Source organism: Pseudomonas sp. TAE6080 (assembly GCF_018732265.1).
Taxonomy (GTDB): domain Bacteria; phylum Pseudomonadota; class Gammaproteobacteria; order Pseudomonadales; family Pseudomonadaceae; genus Aquipseudomonas; species Aquipseudomonas brenneri.
Map to the genome: position 1 here is coordinate 108,890 of NZ_JAHIDY010000014.1, position 21,784 is coordinate 130,673.

The window sequence follows — 21,784 nt, forward strand, 5'->3', positions numbered from 1 at the left end:
GTCAGCGCCAATCGCGGCAGCGGGTGACCGCATCACTGAACGAGGCACGCCACTGCCGGGCTTGCTCGGCACTGACTTTGGGGTGAAAGGTGGTACTGGTGTTACGCGGTGGCTTGAGTGCCACGCCGAGACCTTTGGCTGCCAGCGCCGCGCAGCCAAATGCAGTCAGCTCATCAAAACGCTGGGTGACAATGCAACGCTGCAAGGCATCGGCGAGGAACTGCGCGAAATACGGGCTGCGCGCCAAGCCACCATCGATGGACAGGTGATCGGTCACGCTGAGAAATTCGTCCATCGCCGTGATCACTTCGACACTGCGCAACGCCACGCCTTCGAGCACCGCCTGGCACATATCCTGGCGCGTGGTGCTGCCATTCATGCCCACCCACAGGGCCGCCGCACTGCGATCCCAATGCGGGCAGGCCAACCCGGACAACGCCGGCACAAAGGCCAACTGTCGACCAATCGCCGGTGGCTCGTCGAACGCTGCCAGCTCCGAAAAATCGCTGAACAAGCCGAGCCGCCCGGCCCACTCCACCGCCGCGCTGGCATCGTAGACGCCACCGTCCATGGCATAGGTGGGCTTGCCGTCGATCTGCCAGGCAATGGTCGCCAACAGGCCCTTATCCGGCGCGCGGATGATCTGCTCGCCGGTCAATGTCAGGGCAAACGCCCCGGTACCGAAGGTGATTTTGGCGTCGCCCTCATTGCGGCAGCCATGGCCATACAGCGAGGCTTGCTGGTCGACAATCGAGGCGGTAATCGGCGTAGCGCCGATCTCACCAAAGTGCCCGACGGTGTCGCGGATCTGCGGCAACGTTTCCATTGGCACGCCAAACAGCTCGCAGAGCTGGCTGTCCCACTGCCCGGTCGCCAGGTTCATCAGCGAGGTGCGCGAAGCGGTGGTGACGTCAGTGGCAAAGACCCCGGTCAGGCGGTCGAGGAAATACGCATCGGTGGTGCCCAGGCGCAGCCTTCCGGCCCGCAAGGCGCTCTGCGCGGCCGGCAGATTGCGGATGATCCAGGCCAGCTTGCTCGCCGAAAAGTATGGATCCAGGGGCAACCCTGCACGCTCCAGGGTCAGGGCCTCGCCGCCATCACCACGCAGTTGGGCGATCTCGGCCGAGGTGCGATTGTCCTGCCAGACAATGACCGGTGATAACGGCTCACCGGTCTTGGCGTCCCACGCCAGGCAACTCTCGCCCTGGTTGGCCAGGCCGATGGCATCTACCCGGCCGGTGGCCTCCAGGCAGCGCTGCAGGTTATTGAGCAACTCCAGCGGGTCGTGCTCCACCCAACCGGGGTGGGGATGATGCTGCTGGTGGCGTAACGAGAGCTGGATATCAGCAGACCCGTTTTGGCTCACCACCAACACACGGGTGCTGGTAGTGCCTTGATCGAGCGCGGCAATGCGCATAGTGAAGACTCCTCGGCAGGTCTTGTTATTGGCCGACAAAGTCGACTTCGAGTTGCTGTACGCCCTGGGGCAGGTTCAGGCTGGCGATGGGGATCAGCAGCCTGCGCTCGGGCAGCGAACTGCCGGCGCGCGACCAGATTTCCTTGCCATCGGCCCGCACCACCAGGCGCCCTTTCACCGCACGGCTGACACGCAGTTGCAGGTGCTGCATGCCCACCACAGAAGAGTTGCTCAAGCGCTGCGGCACGCACAGTTTCAAATCGCCCTTGCAGGCAATCTCGATACTCGGCGTGGCAGCCGGCAACTGCCCCTGCAGATCGCGGGCGATCATCGTAGCGATCTTATGGCCTTCGCGAAACGACCAACCTGCCGTCTCGACCGGGCGCAACAGATTACCTGCGGCAAAGTAGGCGGGGTCGCTACAGCGCCCGTATTGATCGATATGCGGGCCGCCGCTTTTTGGGTCGAGCCGCAGATCGCTCAGGCGCACCAGGCTGGATTCGGGGGTGAACTGACCGGTGAGCAGCACGCCGTCACAGTCGAAGGTCCTGGTCTGCCCGTCGGCCAGGCGCACCGTCGCGCCCTCCACCCGCCCGGTGCCGTGGATTTCCAACAGCTGCGCGCCGAAATGCATCGGCACCCCGCACAGCCGTGGGAACAGCGACAGCGGCCAGCGCGCCGTGGCCCGCAGATTGGCTTCGATCATCGCCACCGGCTTGATCCCCGCGCGTCGGCAACTCATGACAGCCGACAGGCTGACCAGTTCGGTACCGACAATCAGCGGGCGCTCAAAGGGCTTGAGGTGTTCCAGGTACAGATAGGACTGGAACGCGCCGGTATTGATCACCCCCAGCGGGCGATCGCCGCCCAGCAGGCGTGCCGAGCGCGGCGTTTCCCGCGCACCGGTGGCGATCAGCACCCGGCGTGCCTGGATCACCTGGGCGCCGTCAGGGCTCACCACCTCCAGGCGCCCGCCCTGGCCCATCTGCGTCACCGAGTGTTTGACGCGGATCTGCACCCCCGCCTTCAACGCCTGCGCGACATTTTTGCGCGCATACGCAGGCCCGGTGTAAATCCGGCCATATTCGCGCAAGCCAAAGGGTGGGTGCCCACAATGGCGCGGGATGCCGCCAGCCTCAGGCTCACGTTCGAGCACCACGACCTTGTCGACGCCCAGCTTGCGCAGGGTCATCGCCGCCGACAGCCCCGACGGCCCGCCACCGATAATCGCGACATCAATGTTTTCGACTTCAATGGGCTTCATGACAAACACCTGTTGCAAGGGGAATGGCCAGGTGGCCAGCGCTCAGCTCGGCTACCCGCGCCCCACAATAAAAACCCTGGCAGCGCCCCATGCAAGCCCGCGTACGGCGCTTCAACCCGCCCAGGTCACCGGGTGGCAGCGCGCTGGCCAAGGCATTCTCGATTTCCCGTAGCGTTACCATTTCACAATGGCACACGATTTCGCCGTAGCCCGGGCGCTGGTAATCGCGCGGAAGATGTTCGGCGAGATTGGGCAGCGTCGGCCATTGCAGGATGGGTGCGGGTACCTGCGTGTGCTCGCCCTGATACAGGCTGAACACATGCCGGGCGATGCCCAGCGCTGCCGTCAGGCCGGTGGAGCGGATGCCTCCTACGCTGATCCAGTTCTTACCTTCGACCCGCTGTACCCGATATTCTTTCTTTTCCGTGGCCGGCCGCAGCGCGGCATAAGTAGCGGTGACCGGCATGCCTTCGAGTGCCGGAATACGCTCGACTGCGGCGTCCACCAACTGGCGCAGCACGTCGCTGTCGAGGCCTGCGTGCAGGCGGTCGTCCTGTTCTTCAGCGGTAGGCCCCACCAACAGGTTGCCGTAGACCGTGCGAGTGAGGACGATGCCCTTGGTGCGCTCATTGGGCACCGGCAGGATGATATTGCCCAGATAACGTGCGGCCGCCTTGTCGAACACCACGAACTGGCCTTTGCGCGGGCGGATGGAGAAGCTCGATGCACCCAGCAATTGTTGCTCCAGCACATCGCCGAACAACCCGGCGCAATTGATGATCGTGCGCCCCCGCACAAACCCGTTGGTGGTCTCCAGGGCCCAGAGTTCGCCATCAAAATAACCGCCGTTGACCTCGGTGTTGAACCGCACCTGCGCCCCATGCATCATCGCCTGGAGCAGGTAACCCAGGGGCGCCGACCACGGATCGATAAGAAACTCGCCGGGCACCTCGACCGCCCCCAGCGCGTTGTGCGCCAGGTTCGGCTCCAGGGCACGCACCCGCTCGCGGCCGATCAGGCCGACATCGGCAATCCCGTTGGCGTGCGCCTGCTCGACAATGCCTTGCAGCTTGCCCAGGTCATCCTCGTTCCAGGCCACCACCATCGCACCGGTCTTGAGCAGCGGCAGCGACATCTTCTGGTGGATCTGCAGGTACTCCTGGTACCCGTCCTTCATACATTGCAGCTCCAGGCTGCCCGTTGGCGCATCGAAGCCGGTGTGCAAGATCGCGCTGTTGCCTTTGCTCGCCCCAGACAGGATATCCGGGCTTTTTTCCAGCAACAGCACCCGCGCGCCCTCCAGGGTAAAGCGCCGGACCATCGCGCATCCCACCACGCCACCGCCCACAACGATGACGTCGTAGATACCGCTCTGATTCGGGAAGGGTTTGGTCATGATCAAGCCTATGGTGAAGTGAGCGCATGTGTTACCCAGGAGAGGTGCAGGGCATATGCCACTGACCGAATCCTGGTTGGAATGACCGATTGATCATGACCATTCACTCACTACCCAAAGGATCTGCGACAGGGTAAGCATCCTCAGCCATGCAAGTGCTTAATGTTTATTGATATCCTGACTTTAAACACAGCGTGGAAAAGGCTGACCGATTCGTTGCGCACAGAGCTGATCCTGTCAAAAGGCGTTACTGTGGACTCGGCCAACGCACACAAACCCGCTACAGAAATACACAACAATCTGTAACTGGTTACCTTTAAACACCTTCAGGCCTGACCCAGACCAAGTTCCCAAGGCCATATCGCGCTCATCCACAACTGTTCAGTCAAAAAAACCCAGTAAATTTGACCGATATAAAAAACGAACCCTATAAACCCCCGCTTATTGACGACGTGGAACCGTCTTTCTGCGGCTCTTCCTGTAAAGAAGTTGAAAGGGCCGGTTCTGAGACCGAGGTTCCCGAGCATGAGCGGGTAGTCGGCGGCTCGGCCTCCAACGCCCACTGGAAAGGCAAGGACTACACCAACATTGGGTTCTATAACACCGCCTACTACGGCGACCCGCGCAATGTGATGCTCACCACCCGCTGAAATTTCTGATTCACCGACCTGGAGCTGTCGATAGGCATCGCTTGCAACATAAGGCAAAAGCCTATTGACAGAACGAGGGAATCATCTGGGGACAAACAACTACTCATGGCTCATGCCACGGCAGTTGTTGACCCCCAAGACCTCTTCTCGATTCTTCAGACGGCAGACCTTATGAACAGTGTTTCCAAACACATTAACGCGCAACCTCGCCCACTCTCCATACCAGACACGCTCTCGCCACAGCCTTCTTCCCGTCCCAAACGTGAGACCCCTGCCCCATCAGAATCAACCGAAAACGCTCGCACCCAAGGCGATCGCGAGTTAGCCATGGAGTATCACTCGGCACTGCTCCTGGCCGCCAATGGCGAAAAAAATGTCACGATCAACACTATTGCTCCCGACGCCACATTCGGCCAGTGGTGGGCACAGTTGAAAGACGCTTTCCACTCACCAGAAGCCCGTCAGTGGATTGAAGAAAAAGGCATCAACACCAGCTCAATCAAGCTCAACCCGCAGTCAGGCCAAATCTCTTTCAAGCGCCAGCGCCACCTTGACCCCGAACAGAAGCTGCACACCGTCGGGCAAGACGACTGGCAATGGGCGGCCCTCAGCAGGCCTATTCTCCAGGCCGCGCGGGTCATTTCTGCAGAGCACCCCGACACTACGTTCACCCCGCCGGCAACCGATCTCGACCAACCAGTTCCGTATTGGTTGGTCGGGCGGTTTTATAAAGAACAGTTGAACCTCACAGGCCCCTCAATGCGCCAGCGTGCGGCGGAAATTGTGCGCGACCAGGGTTTTACAAAACTCGATCCGGGTACCTTTTCAAGGCTGATTCAATCGCGTAGTGAAGACGCACTCCAAAACCAGAAAGCGCATTTGGGCGACACTCACGATCGATACCAGGCCGTCGCCGAGCTTCGCCACTTGGCGGCGTCGATGGAGGGTGGCATCGAATATATCGGGCAAATAAATGATGAACTGAAAAATAGAACGATCGAGCTGTCCTTCGACAGCACCTATCCGCCAAGCCGCACTGCCCCCTCGAACAAGGTCAGTCTCCTGCAATTTCTGGAAGATCATGGCTGGGACATCCCCGCCAATCACGAGCAACTGGTGAACCTGGCAACAGCCCTCTCTACTCTTACACCCAAGGCCCCCATCAACGGCAATCTGGGCGGCGCACTGGCCTGGCCCGTACCACTTGACCAGAACAGCGTAGAGCAATTGAGAACGGATATACGCGCCGGGATGTTCGGCGATATAGCGTTGGCCCCCTTTGACAATGTGTTGGACTACTTGCTGAACAATAGGCCAGTCTCAGCAGAAGAATGGAGTAATCCGCGCGCATTGATTGAGGCCTTGATCAGTTCGTCCAGGGGCAAGGCACTGGGTAGCGCCATACAGTCCACATTCGAGGCACGTACCGTTAAAGGCAGTACCAGCGACTGGCTGTTGGCAGCTCTGAGCATCGAAAGCAACGGTACTGCCGACGGCGGGGTCAATCGTCAATCATCCGGCCAAATCGAAGGCTACCCATTGGTCACCCCTGAAAATACAGGGAAGCCTTGCGCAACCATCCTCAAGGAATTGGCTGGTCACCTGGTCGCCAAAGGCAGAGCGGCGTCCCCCGAGAAAGCCGCAGTGCTGGCTCATCTTTTGCTGGCCCGCCGAGCGCCAGAATTTCTGGTCAAGAACATTCCAAATCAAGTGACCGTAGGCACCCACAGCTGGGTCAGTTTTGTCACGGCGACCGCTCGCCTTGAAGCAAAAGCGCCTGGGGCGAGCGCGACGATGAGCTACGCGCAAATCATGCTCGCAGCCAGTACGGCACCGATCACTGATGCAGAACGCCAGGTTGAATATGCGGCCCAGAACGAGGCGATCAAAGACTGGGGGGTGGCCAACGGTATGAGTTACGCCGTAGATAAAGCCACTTTGGCGACCGTGCGAGAGGCGTTCAATGCGCAAATTCGCGAGCTGAAAGAGGCCTCCGAAACGCAACAACCTACAATGCCCACGACCAAAGCTATTGCATTGGAACAGTTGAAGAAAGCCTTGCCCGGCATGGACCCCGAACTGTTCGAAAAAAAATGCATAACCTCGCAGCCCTCAAGCAGATATTTTCCGGGACCTTACTCGATATTGGATATGTTTATCGATGGTCGCGGGCTCCTGGGTGTACCGGACTCGGCCGACAACTGGGGAGAGCATGGTCGTTCCTTTATAAAATCGCTGACCTCTGGGGCAATCAGTATTGATCCTGATGGAAAACCTGCAGCATGGGTTTCCTCATCGGATGCGATCAACATCAACGATGTTTTAGTAACCCTTAAACAACTACCACCCCCGCTGGATGCATTCAGCAAGACATTTTCGGACTACGCCAACACTGTAAAAAAAACCACAGCCGCACAGCTCAAACTGCTCATTTCTAAACTGCCACTGGAAGACCGAAAGAACCTGGAGTTCGGTAAATTAAGCATCCGCAAAGAAATACGCTATCTCAGGAACGATGATCTCAAACGAGTGGCTCCGGGCGTTCTGCTGGTCAAAACCGAGCGCAACGGCAATATCATGACGTATGCAATCGATCGTTTGAAAGGTACGGTGACCAAGCAGCCAGACCAGTCCTATAAGGAGTACGCTCCGAGCACCGGCCTTACGCACATATCAAGAGGTAAAAGATTCGATGTGGTAGAGCCTAGTGGTAAATATTCGCCTGGGATAACGGAGGAAAACAATACTGCGCAAAACGCACCCAATAGTTTCAGCAGTCTCAGAACCCAATATATTGTTGATGCGATGATCGCGGACATGGATCTGCCGGCCGTAAAAAAATTCGCCAAGGGCGCAACGACCTTTGAGACGGAGGTGCCGACGTATAAAATCATTGAAGAAGTTGCGCTAGGCCTGATCCCGTTCAGATCAGCCATAAAGAACTTTATTGATGGCAAAGTTGGTGACGGCCTTGTCGACTTAGCCTTTGACATCTTCGGCTTTGCCGTCGGCTTGGGTGTTGCGGCCAAGGGCGCAAAAGCCCTCACAATCGGGGCGTCGGCACTTTCAAAACTGGCCCGGGCGGGCAAAGTCATTGGCAGGGCAACGGTGGGCGCGCTTAATCCTCTGGGGGGTATTGACGACCTTGCCCGTGGCGTTGTGAGCCTCGGACGTGCAGCTCATAAGGGGGTCAAATACTTACGTGGGTCTTACCGCAACGTCAATCTGCTTGAATTGGCAAAAAAACCCGATATCACCGAAGGCACCTACAAATTAAGCAACAGCACACTAGAAAGCAGATCCCTGGCGAAATTCGATGAGGCGACCCATAAGTGGTACGCCTTTGATCCACGCACACAGCAAGCGTACGGTAAACCACTGAACAACTTTGCCGCTACGCCCCCAAAGCCAAACGACCCCAACAGCTTGCCAGCCATTGGCAGCGATGATGTAGCAAAGATCGCCAGCCAGCAGCATGGTTTGGCGGCAAGCGGCACATTCAAGATTGGACAAGAAACGCTTGAAGGCAACGTCATATTGTTCCAAGGCAATTGGCATCAATACGACGTGCTGAAAAAACGAGCCTTCGGCCCCCCGCTACGCGATTTCACACCGAGCCGGGTGGCAGCCAACGGGGAGGTAAAGTCACTCAGTACTGATTTATTGGGCTATGAAGTAAAACATATCGCGCCGGACGAATTAAAGGTAAAGGGGCTGCAAGGCAATGTCTATGTGGGTCGAAGTAACAAGGAATATGTGAAAATTGATGGCTTACTTTATGAGTCACGCCTGAAAGAGGGGCAGCGAGTCATTCGTCATGCGGGAGGAACGGCTGCTGATATACCTGTCAGGGACCTAGGTGTCTCAGGATGGGAACCCACATCAAGAGCAAATCGTTTACTGGGAGGTGTGGATACCCCTCCAACCCCGTGGAGACTCGGTGATAGTACTTATGTGGTACCGATGGACGGTATTAAAAAAACAGAAAACTCCGTATCTCCCTATTCGCTCAATTACAAGGCGGCGGAACATCATGTCGTCTTTGACAGTACCGCCGGCACCTGGAAAACCACTGATATTGAAGGGCAGAACCCCATGTATTTCTGGCGAGAGGGCAAAGGTAAATGGCAGCGGGGAACGCTCAATGACTTTGTAAAGGCCAAAAAAACCGACGCACACAAGTTTGAGTTTGTTGATATCAGCAGCCAGACAATTATCAAGGTCCCGATAGACGCCAAGCCTTTACCCAAAGAGCTTCACTATTTCTGGGCCGGCCAGGATATACCCTCGCACCTGATCAGTAACATGGCTCAAAATGCAACAAAAGCACCAGGGTATAAATCCATCCTGCACGTAGATGCCGACAATCCAATCATATTCCAAAAAATAAAGAACAACCTGGAAAGCAAAGCTCCCGGCCTGACAGTAATAAACCTCAATGAAGATGAAGCGTTCAAGCAATTAAAAAATAGCGAAATATACGATTATTTTCGACAGGGACAAGGGAAGAATTTGGCTGCCGCATCGGATGTTGCACGCTACCCAATCATGTATAAGCACGGAGGCATTTATCTCGATACCGACGATGTAATTGGAGCCAACATTGGCAACATAGTATTAAAAGCAAACGCGAATGACATTATCCTCAACAACCCTGTCTGGCATAGAGTTGCTGGCGACAAGCTGTTCTACAATACCAGTAACTTTGCAACGCAACCTGGAAACCCAGTACTCATGGATATGAGTGCCCGAATGCAAAAACAGTTTACCGACAACAAACCCTATTTCTTAACCAATCGCCCCACCGTCGCCACTGGGGCCGATGGCAGTATCCAATACACCCCCGAATTCAATCAATATGAGAGCAAGATTTTTGAAACGGTCGGCCCCACCCTTTTCAATGACATTCTTAAATCGAAAAGGCCTGACATGTACAACCTGGGTTTCGATGGGCTCACTAAAGAAGTGAAATTTGTCGACGGGGGTTTCGTCTCAATCGGACCGAAAGTCAACATTGAAGCCGGCTTACGCCAACTCTATGCCAGCAAAGGAATCGCTCCCCCCAACAACCTGAATTTACAAATAGTTTTGATGAAAAATCACTACAACGCTCTGTTCCACAAACTCAAAGTTAAAATTGGCACCGAGCACTCCTGGATCCAGACATAAGCGCTGTTAATGCGCAATCGTCTCTTGCCCCTCACATCGCAGTTGCGGGGGCAAGAGACTATCTGCACTCCGACTACAACAACCTTAATAACCCTCCACCACCCACCGTACCTTCAGTAAAGCCGTGCGCAGTGCATCTTTTTCCACAGAGCCCAACGCCAACCTGATCGCATGAGGCACATGGCCCGAAACCGAAAACGGCTCGGCCGTGGACACTGAAATATTCTCCCGCGCCAGCGCCATGGTGACCTGGTCCGCCCGAATATCTTCTTCCAGCGGCAACCACAAAAAGTACGAAAAGGGGTGGGCAACATAGTCCATCCCCACCAATACCTGCGCCGCCAGTGCCTGCCGAGCCTGGGCGTCCTGGCGTTTTTGCGCCTCCAGTTGCAACACGGTGCCATCGTCGATCCAGCCCGCAGCGATGGCCGTCATCACCCCGGGTGCGTTCCACACGGTGGCCATGATGGTGCGCTCCAGCGCCGGCACCCATTGGGCCGGCGCAACCACAAAGCCAACCCGCAGGCCGGTGGCGACACTCTTGGACAAGCCGCCCACATACACCGTGCGCTCCGGCGCCAATTGCGCCAGCGGTGGCGGTGCATCTTCTGCGAGGAAGGCATAGGCGGCGTCTTCGATCAGGATCAACTGATGCTCGCGAGCAATGCACACCAATCGCTCGCGCTGCTCAATCCCCAACACCCAGCCCAAGGGGTTGTGCAGGGTCGGCATGCAGTACAGCGCCCGTACAGGACGCTGTCGACACAGTTGTTCAAGAGCAGCAAGGTCAGGGCCCGTCGGTGTGACCGGGATCGCGACGATCTCCAGATGCAACGTTTCGGCCAGCACCTTGAAACCGGAATAGGTCAACGCATCCACGGCAATCACATCGCCCGGCTTGAGCATGGCCATCATCGCCACCGTCAATCCATGCTGGGCACCGCTGACCACCAGTACCTGTTCAGCCTCGACCGTGAGCCCACGATGCAACAAATGTCGTGCCATTGCCGCCCGTTCATGGGGGCGCCCGGCATGGGGCTGGTGTGTATTCCAGTGATGCTGACACCCAGTTCCAGCGATTGTGACCCGTCCATGCTGGAGATTCCGCCCCACCCATTCCAGTGGTTGTGATCCACTCCGCTGATGATTCTGACCCGCCCCTAAAGCCGGTAGGTACACCGCAAGCGCTTGCGGTCTCCTTTGCTCTGGATCAATATGTAGAGAGTCATTCATATCTGAATATATCTCTACCAAATGAAGCTGCTAGCACTCATCCTTTCCTTGCCCACCGAGAATGCCACTGCTCGGCAACGGGCTTGGCGCTCGCTGAAAGCCTCCGGGGCGGCAGTGCTGCGTGATGGTGTCTATCTGATGCCTGAGCGCGAGGACTGTCGCGCCACCCTGGATGGTTTGGCCTCAGATGTACGGGACGCTGGTGGGGCAGCCCATGTGCTGCGCGTCGAAGAGCCTGAGGGAGCGAACTTTACCGACCTGTTTGATCGCGGCGAAGACTATGCGGCCGTGCTGGGTGAAGTCGTACAAGTGCGGAATGTGCTGACTGCCGATACCGTGCAGGACACGCTCAAGCAGGTACGCAAGCTCCGCAAAGCTTTCGCCAGCCTGGTCGAAATCGACTTTTTCCCTGATGAGGCACAACAGCAAACGGATAAAGCCTTGCAGGAGCTGGAGCTAGCCTGCGCCCGGGCCCTGTCCCCGGATGAGCCGCACGCCATGGCCGGTGTCATCGCGCGGCTGCATTCATCCGACTACCAGGAGCGCACCTGGGCGACCCGCCAGCGGCCATGGGTGGATCGCTTGGCCAGTGCCTGGCTAATCCGCCGTTTTATCGACCCACAGGCCAGGATTCTGTGGCTGGCCAGTCCCGGGGATTGTCCGGCCGATGCGCTGGGTTTCGACTTCGACGGCGCGACCTTCAGTCATGTCGGCAGTCGCGTCACCTTCGAGGTGTTGGCGGCAAGCTTCGGCCTGGAGCAGCCCGCTATCGCACGGCTGGGTTTACTTGTGCATTACCTCGACGTGGGCGGCGTGCAGCCGCCCGAGGCCGCCGGTATCGAGAGCGTGCTAGCCGGACTGCGCGAAACCCTGACTCAAGACGATCAATTGCTGACCGCCGCTTCCGCCATTTTTGACGGATTGCTGGCCAGTTTCGACAAAGGAGTACCCTCGACGTGACGCAAACAGCCGCGCAGAACGCGGAAACACTGACGCAAGCACCGCAGCCGGTCAGCTTCTGGCAGGCCTTCGCTTTCTGGCTGAAGCTTGGCTTCATCAGTTTCGGTGGCCCGGCCGGGCAGATTTCGATCATGCACCAGGAGCTGGTAGAGCGCCGGCGCTGGATCTCCGAACGGCGTTTTCTGCATGCCCTGAACTACTGCATGCTGTTGCCCGGCCCGGAGGCACAGCAGTTGGCCACCTATATCGGCTGGCTGATGCACCGTACCTGGGGCGGGGTGATTGCCGGGGTAGTGTTCGTACTGCCCTCGCTATTCATCCTGATCGCGCTGTCGTGGGTCTATATCGCCTTCGGCGAAGTGCCGGTGGTGGCTGGGTTGTTCTACGGGATCAAACCCGCAGTGACCGCCATCGTGGTGCAGGCCGCCCACCGCATCGGCTCCCGTGCATTGAAGAACAACTGGTTGTGGGCGATTGCCGCCGCCTCCTTCGTCGCCATTTTCGCGTTGAACCTACCGTTCCCGCTGATCGTGTTGGGTGCCGCCGTGATCGGCTATTTCGGCGGGCGATTTGCCCCGCAGAAATTCAGTGTCGGTGGCGGCCACGGTGCGGCCAAGCAATCCTTCGGCTCTGCGCTGATCGATGACGACACCCCGACACCGGAACATGCGCGCTTTCGCTGGCCGCGCCTGCTCGTGCTGGCCGTCATTGGTGCGGCACTGTGGGCCTTGCCCATGGGCTTGTTGACCGCCCTGTTCGGTTGGGAAGGCACGTTGACCCAGATGGGCTGGTTCTTCACCAAGGCCGCGTTGCTGACCTTTGGCGGTGCCTATGCAGTGCTGCCCTATGTCTACCAAGGTGCAGTCGGCCACTACGGCTGGCTGAGCCCGACGCAGATGATCGATGGCTTGGCCTTGGGCGAGACCACGCCGGGGCCGCTGATCATGGTGGTGGCCTTTGTCGGTTTCGTCGGTGGGTATGTGCAACAGGTATTCGGTGCCGATCAGGCCTTCCTGGCTGGAGCCGTGGCGGCCAGCCTGGTCACTTGGTTCACCTTCTTACCGTCCTTCCTTTTCATTCTCGCAGGCGGCCCGTTGGTGGAGTCGACTCACAACGAACTTAAGTTCACCGCACCGCTGACGGCCATCACCGCCGCCGTGGTCGGGGTGATCCTCAACCTGGCACTGTTCTTCGGTTACCACGTGCTCTGGCCGCAAGGCTTCAACGGTCATTTCGATTGGCCATCGGCGCTGATCGCGTTGGCAGCGGCCATCGCTTTGTTCCGCTTCAAGCGCGGCGTCATCCAGGTGCTGGCGGCCTGTGCGCTGGTAGGTCTGGCTGTGCACCTGCTGCAAAACTGAGAGGTGGGAAATGAGCCGAATCTCGATATGCGAACTGGCGGAATGGCAGGCAGCAGATCGGATGTTCACTCTGTTGGATGTGCGTCGCACCAGCGTGCGACTTGCCGATGCCACAGAAATCCCCGGTGCACACTGGCGCGATCCCGAGGAAGTATTCACCTGGAAGGATCAGGTTCCACGGGACAGGCCAGTGATTCTCTATTGCGCCAAGGGGCATGAAATCAGCCAGGGCATCGCCGCCACACTGGAGGCCATGGGTCTGGATGCGCGCTACTTGATCGATGGTTTTTCTGGCTGGCACAGCGCTCGCCAGCCCACCCGGAGCCTATCCCGATAGGCAGGAGGTGCTGCATGAAGTGGATCACCCGCGAACGCCCGAAGATCGACCGGATCGCCTGCCCTTGGCTGATCGCCCGTTTTATCGATACAGCGCCGGAGTTTCTCTACGTGCCGAGTGGCGATGTGCTGCGCCGGGCGCGAGAGGAAGGCGCTACGCCTTATGACATCCCCGGTGTCGAACTCACTCATGAAGGCGAATTGTGCAGCTTCGATGCGTTCTTGAAGAAGTACCAACTGGACGAGCCGGCCTTGCAGCAACTGGCGCAGATAGTGCGTGGTGCCGATACCTCAAGGCTCAATCTCACGCCTCAGTCGGCGGGGCTGTATGCCATCTCGCTGGGATTGTCGAAGAACTTCAGCGACGACCATGAAATGCTACGTCATGGCCTCATCATGTACGACGCCCTGTATGCCTGGTGCAAGGACTGCCAGGGCGAATCGCATAACTGGCCGCCACAGATGTGAGGCGACTGCCAGTCACTGCCAAGCTCCACGATAACGTTGCAGGCTGTAGGGTGGCCGTGCATCTCCGTGATGGTGATGCACGGCACTTACTCAGAGGATATACGCAATGCTTTTACCGGGTGCAGAAGCGCTGGGAATGACGCAACGCCAATGCCTGGATTTGCTGGAAAGCGCCGAGGACACTCTCGACTTCCTGACGTCCAGCCTGACCTACCTGATTCATGCGGAGAGCCAGCAGGCGCAGCCAGATATGGCCCTGATCGCAGAGTGGGAAGCCTTGGATCAGGAAATATTCGACGTGCAGTATTCGCTGCCGGGCTCGGACGTGAAGGTCTATCAGCAGGTCATTGAGAATTATGGTCAGCGCAACCGCGAGCTACGCCCGGTTGTTGATCGGTACATGGCGAAGTAGCTGACGGCTGTACAGGACGCCCTGCACCAGGGCGTTTGCCTCCCCATTGTCCCCGCACGTCTTCTCGGCATCGGTGCCAGCCCTCGGCTCGTATGAGCATTGGCCAAATCAGCAGCGGATGCTCATGCAGGTGCTGATTAATCAGTCGGTAAGTCTGGTGGGCCTTGGGCGGTAGGCCATCAGGGCTGTGCAGTAGATCAAGCAGCATGCTCACGGCATTCCCATCGCTGAGTTCCTGCTGCCGCTCACCGAGCAATTGCCACAACAGCGGGCGACGCTCAGTCAGCCAGGCCGCAATGCCCTGTTCGGGGAACAGCACCACGGGAGTGAAGAGCCCTTCATGGAACTCCGTCACTTCTTTGGTCAGGATGCGATTTACCGCCTTATCGAACCGCTCTCTTTGGCGAACGCCTGACTTGTAGCGTGCCGCCGCAGCTTGCGTTCCGACCTCATCCTGGAGCGGAACATGGGGAGAGTGGTGTGCACAGAGCTTTCGTCCTGGTAATGGCTGCCGCCAACACAACGTGCAAAAGCTGAACGGATCAACTCGCTGGCCATTTTCCAAGCGCAGATGACTCTGCACGGGAATCTTCAGTTGAGTACACATGCTGAGAAAGTAGGTGACCTCAATAACAGTCGGGAACGTGTACTCCCTTGGCGGCCAGGTCGTGAAGTGATGAATAAGCTCTACGGCCTTCATTACTTCAAACAGATGTGGATTGTTGCTCTTGCCAACACAGCATCCCAGATCCGCATAAATTCCCCAGATGCCATTCCAGGTCGCTATGCGTTGCCCATAAAGCACATGGCAATGCTCAGGCGGAATCAGAGGCTGTAGATACTGCCTGATCAGTCGCAGCGCGATTGCCGGCGTAACAGCCATGTCAGCAGCGTGCAGCCTGATTGCCCAGAGGGCAACCGCCACATCCTCGTATACGAAAGAGTCGAAAAATTCATCGTCTAGGTAGAGCGGCAAAATCAAGTGTCCAGTCTGGCTAGTAGTTGGGCATCCACCAACTGCCTAGCATGCGCTATCGGGATATTGCAGTGCAGGCAAGGGGATGACGGTGGAGACGATGACACTCATGGAGGTGAGCCAGATTCTCAGGATTTCTGAGCATACGGCGCGCAACCGACTGAGCATGGGCTTGCCGATGCCACCGTCGTTCCGCGTCGGCCGCCGCCGATTGTTCCTCAAGCAGGAGGTCGAGCGCTGGCTGGCCGCGCAGGCTGGTGTATCCGACAGCCACGACCGCTAAAGCTCAGAAAACTACAGGACATCACGCTATCGATTAGGTCATGCGGGCAACAAAAACTGTGGACGCAAAAAAGGCCCGGAGCAGCAACTCCGAGCCTTTTTCTAGATGACATAAGCACCTTCAACGCTTGTGAATTCTCAGCGTCCCTCTATCGGCTGTCAAGGCCGAGGGGCAGGTACTGCCTGCCGTTCAGCGCCCCGCCCACGGGGCACGAAGGAGTATGGATGAGAGTCAGGATTGAACCGCGCCTGCTGCGCGAGGCCGTGCGCCTGCACTATGGCACACGTCTATCGACACGCGAAATTGCTCATAGCACTGGGCTTTCGCGCAACAGTCTCAAGCGTTTGTGCCGCCACCTGGAAAGCATTGTCCTCGATGTGGATCAGCTTGCTGAATGGAGCGACGAGCAGCTTTATGAGCGTTTGGGTATCAAGCCATTCAACGGCTTTCGCCTGAAGGCCTGCCCCGATTGGAACTGGGTGCATGCGGAAATGCGCAACCCCAGCGTCACCCTGGAACTGCTATGGCGTGAATGGCGGGCCACCGAGCCAGACGGCATCGCCTATTCGCAGTTCACGGCCAGCTATCGCAGCTTTGTGCAGCAACAACCATTGGCAATGCGTCAGCTGCATCAACCTGGCGACAAGCTGTTCTTGGACTTCTCCGGCAAGACCATGCCGATATACCTGGACGGCCAATCGGAACCTCGCCTGGCACAAATCTTTGTCGGCGTGCTGGGCTACTCCAGCTACACCTTCGCCTGCGCCGTGTGGAGTCAGCGGATCGAGGACTGGATGCACTGCCATGTGCAGGCCTTCAATTTCTTCGCGGGTGTGCCCCGCCTACTGGTTCCCGACAACCTCAAGGCCGCTGTGATCAAGCATGGTAAGGATGAAGTTCAGCTCAACCTGATCTATCAGCAACTGGCCCACCATTACCAGGCCATTATCCTGCCGGCCCGCCCGCGTAGACCCAAAGATAAAGGCAAAGTGGAGGCCGGGGTGAAGCTGGTTCAACGCTGGCTGCTAGCAGCCCTGCGCCACCGCCGCTTCTTCAGCTTGGCAGAGCTCAATCAGGCGATCCTGGAGTTGCTGCCGGCATTCAATCAACGCCCGTTCAAACGCCAGCCTGGCAGCAGTCGGCACAGCCTATTCGTCGAGGTGGAACAGCCCGCGCTCCAGCCGCTTCCGATCCACGCCTACGAGCATGCCGATTGGCGCTTCAAGGTACGAGTGCGCAGCGACTACCTGGTGGAGTATGACAATCACCACTATTCCGTGCCGAGCCGATTGGTACAGCAGCAAGTGGATGTACGCGCTACGGGCGAGATCGTGGAGGTCTTTCACAATCATCTGCGCGTCAGCAGTCATGCCCGACAGTATGTTTCCGGCATCAGCGTGCAACCGGAGCACAGGCCGCCGAACCACCAGTATTACGCCGACAGTGAGCCCGCTGCATTGCTCGCCTGGGGTGAGCGGGTCGGGCCTGCACTACTGCGCCATCTGCACTATCACCTGACCGAGCGAACCGATGTGGCCAATGGACACAAGGCCGCCAGCGCCTTGCGCAAGGAATCTCGTCTACATGGCGATGCACGTTTGGAGGAGGCCTGTGCCTATGCGCTGACCATCAAGACCTTCGCCCTGAAAAGCCTGCAATCCATCTTGCGCGAGCAGCCCGACAAACGCCCTGGCCTGAAATCCCTACCCAGTTCGACACCCGCTCACGAAAACCTGCGCGGTGCCCATTACTTTGCCGATGAAAAGGAACGTTCGACATGCTGAACCAGCAGACCCAAAGCAAGCTCCAGCAACTGCAACTGTCCGGTATGGCCAAGGCCTACCGCGACCAGCTTGAACAACCACGCATGCAGGAACTGCCTTTTGATGACCGCTTGGGCCTGATGGTGGATCGTGAACTCAGCGAACGCGAGAACCGCAAGCTGTCTCGCTTACTGAAGCAGGCGAAGCTGCGCTATGCCGCGCACCTGGAGGATGTGGATTACCGCAGCAGTCGCGGTCTGGATAAGCAAGTGATCGCAGGTCTGACAGGATGCTCCTGGATTGGTCAGCAACAGAACCTGCTGCTGACCGGAGCCACCGGCACAGGCAAGAGTTGGCTCGCCTGCGCATTTGGCAGCCAGGCGTGCCGACAGGGCTACTCGGTGATCTACAAAAGCGCCTCGAAACTCTATGAAGAGCTGCAAATCGCCATTGGCGACGGCTCCCTGCCCAAGTACCGAACGGCCTTGAGCAAAGTTCATCTGCTGATCCTCGATGACTTCGGGCTGGCACCGGTAGAACCCACGGTGGGGTATACCTTGCTGGATATTGTCGATCAGCCCATGCAGACCGGCTCGCTGATCATCACCAGCCAGTTCCCCACGGAGCACTGGCACAGCATGTTCAACGACGCCACGCTGGCCGAGGCCATCCTGGATCGCATCGTCCACCGCTCGCACCGTATCGGGCTCAAAGGCGAGTCCTTGCGTAAGCAGGCTGCCAAGGCGTGATGATCAACAACGAAGGGGGCGATGCCCTCTTCGTTATTTTCGCGCACGCGAAAATCACCGAGTCAGTGAGGATGCATCTCAAGGTGGCGTAAGCAAGCATGCAGTACGGCCTCATCGGCATGTCTGAAATTCCCCTTTAGCCAGGCCTCCAGGCAAGATACCTCAGTGCCCGTCACTACCGACGCCTGATCCAGTCCCAGAGCCTTGGCAGAAATAGCATCACCGATACGCACGACGAGCTTGGCTTTGCGTTGCATTGCGTCAGCATCGGCGCAGCCGAGATCGGTATAAATATTCTGGCTGCCTTCTTCAATCAATTGCGGCGACCTACGAGAAAGGGGGAGTGGATAGTTTAGCGCTTGAGGGGGGGGTCAGAATCATCAGCATGGTGGATCACAATCACTGGAATGGGTGGATCAGAACCTCCAGCGCGAGCGGATCAGATCCACTGGAATAAAGTGTCAGAACCGCAAGCGCCCACAGCTGGTAGCGCAGCAATGCCTCCAGGTCACCGGACAACGCCAGTTGGCGCAACGCCGTGCGCAACAGATCGGCCTGACCGGGCAAGGACGGGTAATTGAAATTCAGGTCCACCATGCCCGCCGCCACGGCAATCTGCCCAACGCCCTGCCCTGGCGACAAGGAAATTTCCCGCACAAAGGTGCCGCGCCCGGTCTCGCCACTGACCAGGCCCATGGCCTCCAGCTCGCTGTATACCCGGCTGGCCGTCACCAGGGCCAGGCCATGGGTCGTGGCCAATTGGCGATGGGTCGGCAAGCGGGTGCCAGGCACCAGGGTTCCTGCACGGATATCCCTGGCAAAGGCATCCACCAACGACTTGTAACGGGCACGGGGCATGGGCGATGTATCCATGACAATTTTTTGATTGTCATCATCTTCAACCCTAGGATGCCCAAAACACAACCCATACCTAGCGAGCCTTCCTGACATGGAACAGACTTCCCGGTTGATCACTCCAGAACGCAGCAGCCACGGCTGGATCAATGGCTTGATCGGCGTGCTGATTTTCAGCGGCTCATTGCCTGCGACCCGCCTGGCGGTGCTGGAGTTCGAGCCGGTCTTCCTGACCGTGGCCAGGGCCAGCATTGCCGCCGTGCTTGGCCTGGCGCTGTTGTGGCTGTTCAGGGCGCGGCGTCCGGCACCCAACCAATGGTGGCCGCTGCTGATCGTCGCCTTCGGCGTGGTCATCGGCTTCCCGTTGTTGACCGCGCTGGCCTTGCAGTACGTGACCTCCGCCCACTCCATCGTATTTATCGGTTTGCTGCCCCTGGCCACCGCCGTGTTCGGTGTGCTGCGCGGCGGCGAGCGGCCGCGTCCGGTGTTCTGGTTGTTTTCAATCCTTGGCAGCCTGCTGGTAATGGGTTACGCGTTTGCCCAGGGCCTGAGCGCCGCCCCCGCTGGCGACCTGTTGATGCTATTGGCCGTGCTGGTGTGCGGGTTGGGTTACGCCGAAGGGGCCAAGCTGTCGCGTACCCTCGGCGGCTGGCAGGTGATCTGCTGGGCGTTGGTAGTGTCGCTGCCGGTGGTCGCGCCATTGGCCCTGCTGCTCGCCCCTGCGTCTTTCTCCGGGATCAGCCTGCCGGCCTGGCTGAGCCTGGGCTATGTGTCGTTGTTCAGCATGTTGATCGGTTTTGTGTTCTGGTACCGCGGGCTGGCGCAAGGGGGGATTGCTGCGGTCGGCCAGTTGCAGTTATTGCAACCGTTCTTCGGCCTGGCACTGGCCGCGACCCTGCTGCATGAACAGGTCAGCCTGGGCATGCTGGCGGTGACCGTCGCGGTGATTGCCTGCGTCGCCGGGGCGAAGAAATTTGCGCGCTAGGCGTGCCCGCCATTAGTCTCTGGGGTTGACCCAAAACAATAAGGATCAACCATGCACAGCCCTTCCCTGCAAGACACCACCGCGCCGGATGGCGTCTGTTACGGCTGCGGCCCGAGCAATGCCCACGGGCTGCACATCAAGAGCCACTGGGATGCGGACGGCGTGCATATCGTCGCCGAGCATCTGCCCGACGCCCAATACTGCGGATGGCCCGACCTGGTCTACGGTGGCCTGATCGCCATGTTGGTCGATTGCCACTCCAACTGGACCGCCATGGCCTATCACTACCGCGCAGAACAGCGCACACCCGGCGAGCTACCGCGCATCGACTGTGTGACCGGCAACCTGGGCATCAAATTTATCAAGCCGACCCCGATGGGCGTGCCACTGACCTTGCGCGCCAGGGTCGAGGGTGAGGTCGGACGCAAGAGCCGCGTAGTCTGCGAGGTGTATGCCGACAGCGTACTGACGGCAATTGGCGATTCGATCTTCGTGCGGGTCGATACCGGGCATCTGGCCGATGCCGCCCATGGCCGACAAGCCTGACAATGGTCTACATTCAACGCCACATGCCCAAAAGAGGAGCTTGCCGATGACTCGCCTGACCGCCAAAGACTTCGCCCCTGAACTGCTGGAACTCTACGACGGCTACGCCCATGGCAAGATCAACCGTCGCGAGTTCCTTGACCGTGCGGCTCTGTTCACCTTTGGCGGGCTGACCGCCTCGGCGCTGCTGGCCTCCCTGAGCCCCAATTACGCGCTGGCCGAGCAGGTGAAGTTCACCGACCCGGACATCGTCGCCGACTACATCACCTACCCCTCGCCCAAGGGCAACGGTTCGGTGCGCGGCTACCTGGTCCGCCCAGCCAAGGCCGAAGGCAAACTGCCGGCGGTGGTGGTGGTCCACGAAAACCGAGGACTCAACCCCTATATCGAAGACGTCGCACGGCGCCTGGGCAAAGCCGGGTTTATCGCCCTGGCGCCCGACGGCCTGACGTCGGTGGGCGGTTACCCGGGCAATGATGAAAAAGGCGTGGCGCTGCAACAGACCGTCGACCCGACCAAGCTGATGAATGACTTCTTCGCCGCCATCGAATGGCTGATGAACCACGACGCCAGCACCGGCAAGGTGGGCATCACCGGCTTCTGCTACGGCGGCGGCGTGACCAATGCGGCAGCGGTGGCCTACCCGGAACTGGGCGCAGCGGTGTCGTTCTACGGGCGCCAACCGGATGCCAAGGACGTGCCGAAGATCAAGGCGCCGATCATGTTGCACTTTGGCGAGTTGGACACGCGAATCAACGAAGGCTGGCCGGCTTATGAGGCTGCCTTGAAGGCTGCTGGCACGACCTATGAAGGGTTTATCTACAAGGGTGCCAACCACGGTTTCCACAACGACTCGACCCCACGCTACGACGAGGCTGCCGCGAACCTGGCCTGGGAACGCACGCTGGGCTGGTTCCGTAAATACCTCGTGTAATTACTTCACGGGCGCCATCGCAGGCAA

The 21,784-nt window shown here is 58.5% G+C and carries 19 protein-coding genes and 1 pseudogene; 13 read left to right on the plus strand and 7 right to left on the minus strand.

Going from position 1 to position 21,784, the window contains the following annotated elements:
* Position 1: 1 nt before the first annotated feature.
* The 3 genes from KL786_RS13085 to KL786_RS13095 are packed head-to-tail and all read right to left on the minus strand — an operon-like array spanning position 2 to position 4,077.
* A complete protein-coding gene (locus tag KL786_RS13085; RefSeq protein ID WP_215517871.1) occupies positions 2-1,417 on the minus strand; it encodes an FGGY family carbohydrate kinase in 1,416 nt (471 codons plus the stop codon).
* Between the two features lie 25 nt (positions 1,418-1,442).
* Positions 1,443-2,681: an NAD(P)/FAD-dependent oxidoreductase gene (locus KL786_RS13090; RefSeq protein ID WP_215517872.1), complete on the minus strand. Its 1,239-nt coding sequence runs from the start codon at positions 2,679-2,681 to the stop codon at positions 1,443-1,445.
* Entirely contained in the window at positions 2,668-4,077 is a 1,410-nt protein-coding gene (locus tag KL786_RS13095; RefSeq protein WP_215517873.1) for an NAD(P)/FAD-dependent oxidoreductase, read from the minus strand. The genes KL786_RS13090 and KL786_RS13095 overlap by 14 nt, the downstream gene beginning before the upstream one ends.
* 452 nt (positions 4,078-4,529) lie before the next feature.
* On the opposite strand from KL786_RS13095, the gene KL786_RS13100 reads away from it, so the two are divergent.
* On the plus strand, positions 4,530-4,727 hold the full coding sequence (locus KL786_RS13100; protein ID WP_215517889.1) for a hypothetical protein: 198 nt from the start codon (positions 4,530-4,532) through the stop codon (positions 4,725-4,727).
* A gap of 327 nt (positions 4,728-5,054) precedes the next feature.
* Positions 5,055-9,896, plus strand: coding sequence for a glycosyltransferase (locus KL786_RS13105; protein WP_252193709.1), 4,842 nt, complete (start codon positions 5,055-5,057; stop codon positions 9,894-9,896).
* Between the two features lie 84 nt (positions 9,897-9,980).
* Here KL786_RS13105 and KL786_RS13110 read toward each other — a convergent pair whose 3' ends face one another.
* Positions 9,981-11,129, minus strand: a complete 1,149-nt coding sequence (locus KL786_RS13110; protein WP_458729627.1) for an aminotransferase-like domain-containing protein — start codon at positions 11,127-11,129, stop codon at positions 9,981-9,983.
* A 21-nt stretch (positions 11,130-11,150) separates the two neighbouring features.
* On the opposite strand from KL786_RS13110, the gene KL786_RS13120 reads away from it, so the two are divergent.
* From KL786_RS13120 to KL786_RS13140, 5 genes are all read left to right on the plus strand, one after another.
* The gene (locus KL786_RS13120; protein ID WP_023100535.1) at positions 11,151-12,089 is read left to right on the plus strand and encodes a chromate resistance protein ChrB domain-containing protein; all 939 of its coding nucleotides are present in this window, start codon (positions 11,151-11,153) and stop codon (positions 12,087-12,089) included.
* A gap of 29 nt (positions 12,090-12,118) precedes the next feature.
* A complete protein-coding gene (gene chrA, locus KL786_RS13125; protein ID WP_205896557.1) occupies positions 12,119-13,450 on the plus strand; it encodes a chromate efflux transporter in 1,332 nt (443 codons plus the stop codon).
* A gap of 10 nt (positions 13,451-13,460) precedes the next feature.
* The gene (locus KL786_RS13130) at positions 13,461-13,787 is read left to right on the plus strand and encodes a rhodanese-like domain-containing protein (protein WP_023100537.1); all 327 of its coding nucleotides are present in this window, start codon (positions 13,461-13,463) and stop codon (positions 13,785-13,787) included.
* A 14-nt stretch (positions 13,788-13,801) separates the two neighbouring features.
* On the plus strand, positions 13,802-14,254 hold the full coding sequence (locus KL786_RS13135; RefSeq protein WP_023100538.1) for a chromate resistance protein ChrB domain-containing protein: 453 nt from the start codon (positions 13,802-13,804) through the stop codon (positions 14,252-14,254).
* Positions 14,255-14,360: 106 nt separating this feature from the next.
* Complete coding sequence (locus tag KL786_RS13140; RefSeq protein WP_023100539.1) at positions 14,361-14,666, plus strand: hypothetical protein; 306 nt, start codon at positions 14,361-14,363, stop codon at positions 14,664-14,666.
* Here KL786_RS13140 and KL786_RS13145 read toward each other — a convergent pair.
* On the minus strand, positions 14,599-15,648 hold the full coding sequence (locus KL786_RS13145) for a hypothetical protein (protein ID WP_124014491.1): 1,050 nt from the start codon (positions 15,646-15,648) through the stop codon (positions 14,599-14,601). The two genes, KL786_RS13140 and KL786_RS13145, sit on opposite strands and share 68 nt — an antisense overlap.
* Before the next feature lie 94 nt (positions 15,649-15,742).
* Here KL786_RS13145 and KL786_RS13150 point away from each other — a divergent pair, with 94 nt between their 5' ends.
* The 3 genes from KL786_RS13150 (at position 15,743) to istB (ending at position 18,437) form a co-directional block, all read left to right on the plus strand.
* Complete coding sequence (locus KL786_RS13150; RefSeq protein ID WP_196714534.1) at positions 15,743-15,925, plus strand: helix-turn-helix domain-containing protein; 183 nt, start codon at positions 15,743-15,745, stop codon at positions 15,923-15,925.
* Positions 15,926-16,149: 224 nt separating this feature from the next.
* On the plus strand, positions 16,150-17,709 hold the full coding sequence (gene istA / locus KL786_RS13155) for an IS21 family transposase (RefSeq protein WP_023100542.1): 1,560 nt from the start codon (positions 16,150-16,152) through the stop codon (positions 17,707-17,709).
* Entirely contained in the window at positions 17,703-18,437 is a 735-nt protein-coding gene (istB, locus tag KL786_RS13160) for an IS21-like element helper ATPase IstB (protein ID WP_215517874.1), read from the plus strand. The genes istA and istB overlap by 7 nt, the downstream gene beginning before the upstream one ends.
* 62 nt (positions 18,438-18,499) lie before the next feature.
* Here istB and KL786_RS13165 read toward each other — a convergent pair whose 3' ends face one another.
* Entirely contained in the window at positions 18,500-18,754 is a 255-nt protein-coding gene (locus KL786_RS13165; protein ID WP_074247666.1) for a helix-turn-helix domain-containing protein, read from the minus strand.
* A gap of 166 nt (positions 18,755-18,920) precedes the next feature.
* Positions 18,921-19,295: pseudogene (locus KL786_RS13170) on the minus strand (GntR family transcriptional regulator); the annotation flags it as partial.
* Positions 19,296-19,386: 91 nt separating this feature from the next.
* On the opposite strand from KL786_RS13170, the gene KL786_RS13175 reads away from it, so the two are divergent.
* The 3 genes from KL786_RS13175 to yghX are packed head-to-tail and all read left to right on the plus strand — an operon-like array spanning position 19,387 to position 21,757.
* Complete coding sequence (locus tag KL786_RS13175; protein WP_215517875.1) at positions 19,387-20,277, plus strand: DMT family transporter; 891 nt, start codon at positions 19,387-19,389, stop codon at positions 20,275-20,277.
* A 51-nt stretch (positions 20,278-20,328) separates the two neighbouring features.
* A complete protein-coding gene (locus KL786_RS13180) occupies positions 20,329-20,823 on the plus strand; it encodes a PaaI family thioesterase (protein WP_215517876.1) in 495 nt (164 codons plus the stop codon).
* A 46-nt stretch (positions 20,824-20,869) separates the two neighbouring features.
* On the plus strand, positions 20,870-21,757 hold the full coding sequence (yghX, locus tag KL786_RS13185; protein ID WP_215517877.1) for a YghX family hydrolase: 888 nt from the start codon (positions 20,870-20,872) through the stop codon (positions 21,755-21,757).
* The last annotated feature ends 27 nt before the right edge of the window (positions 21,758-21,784 follow it).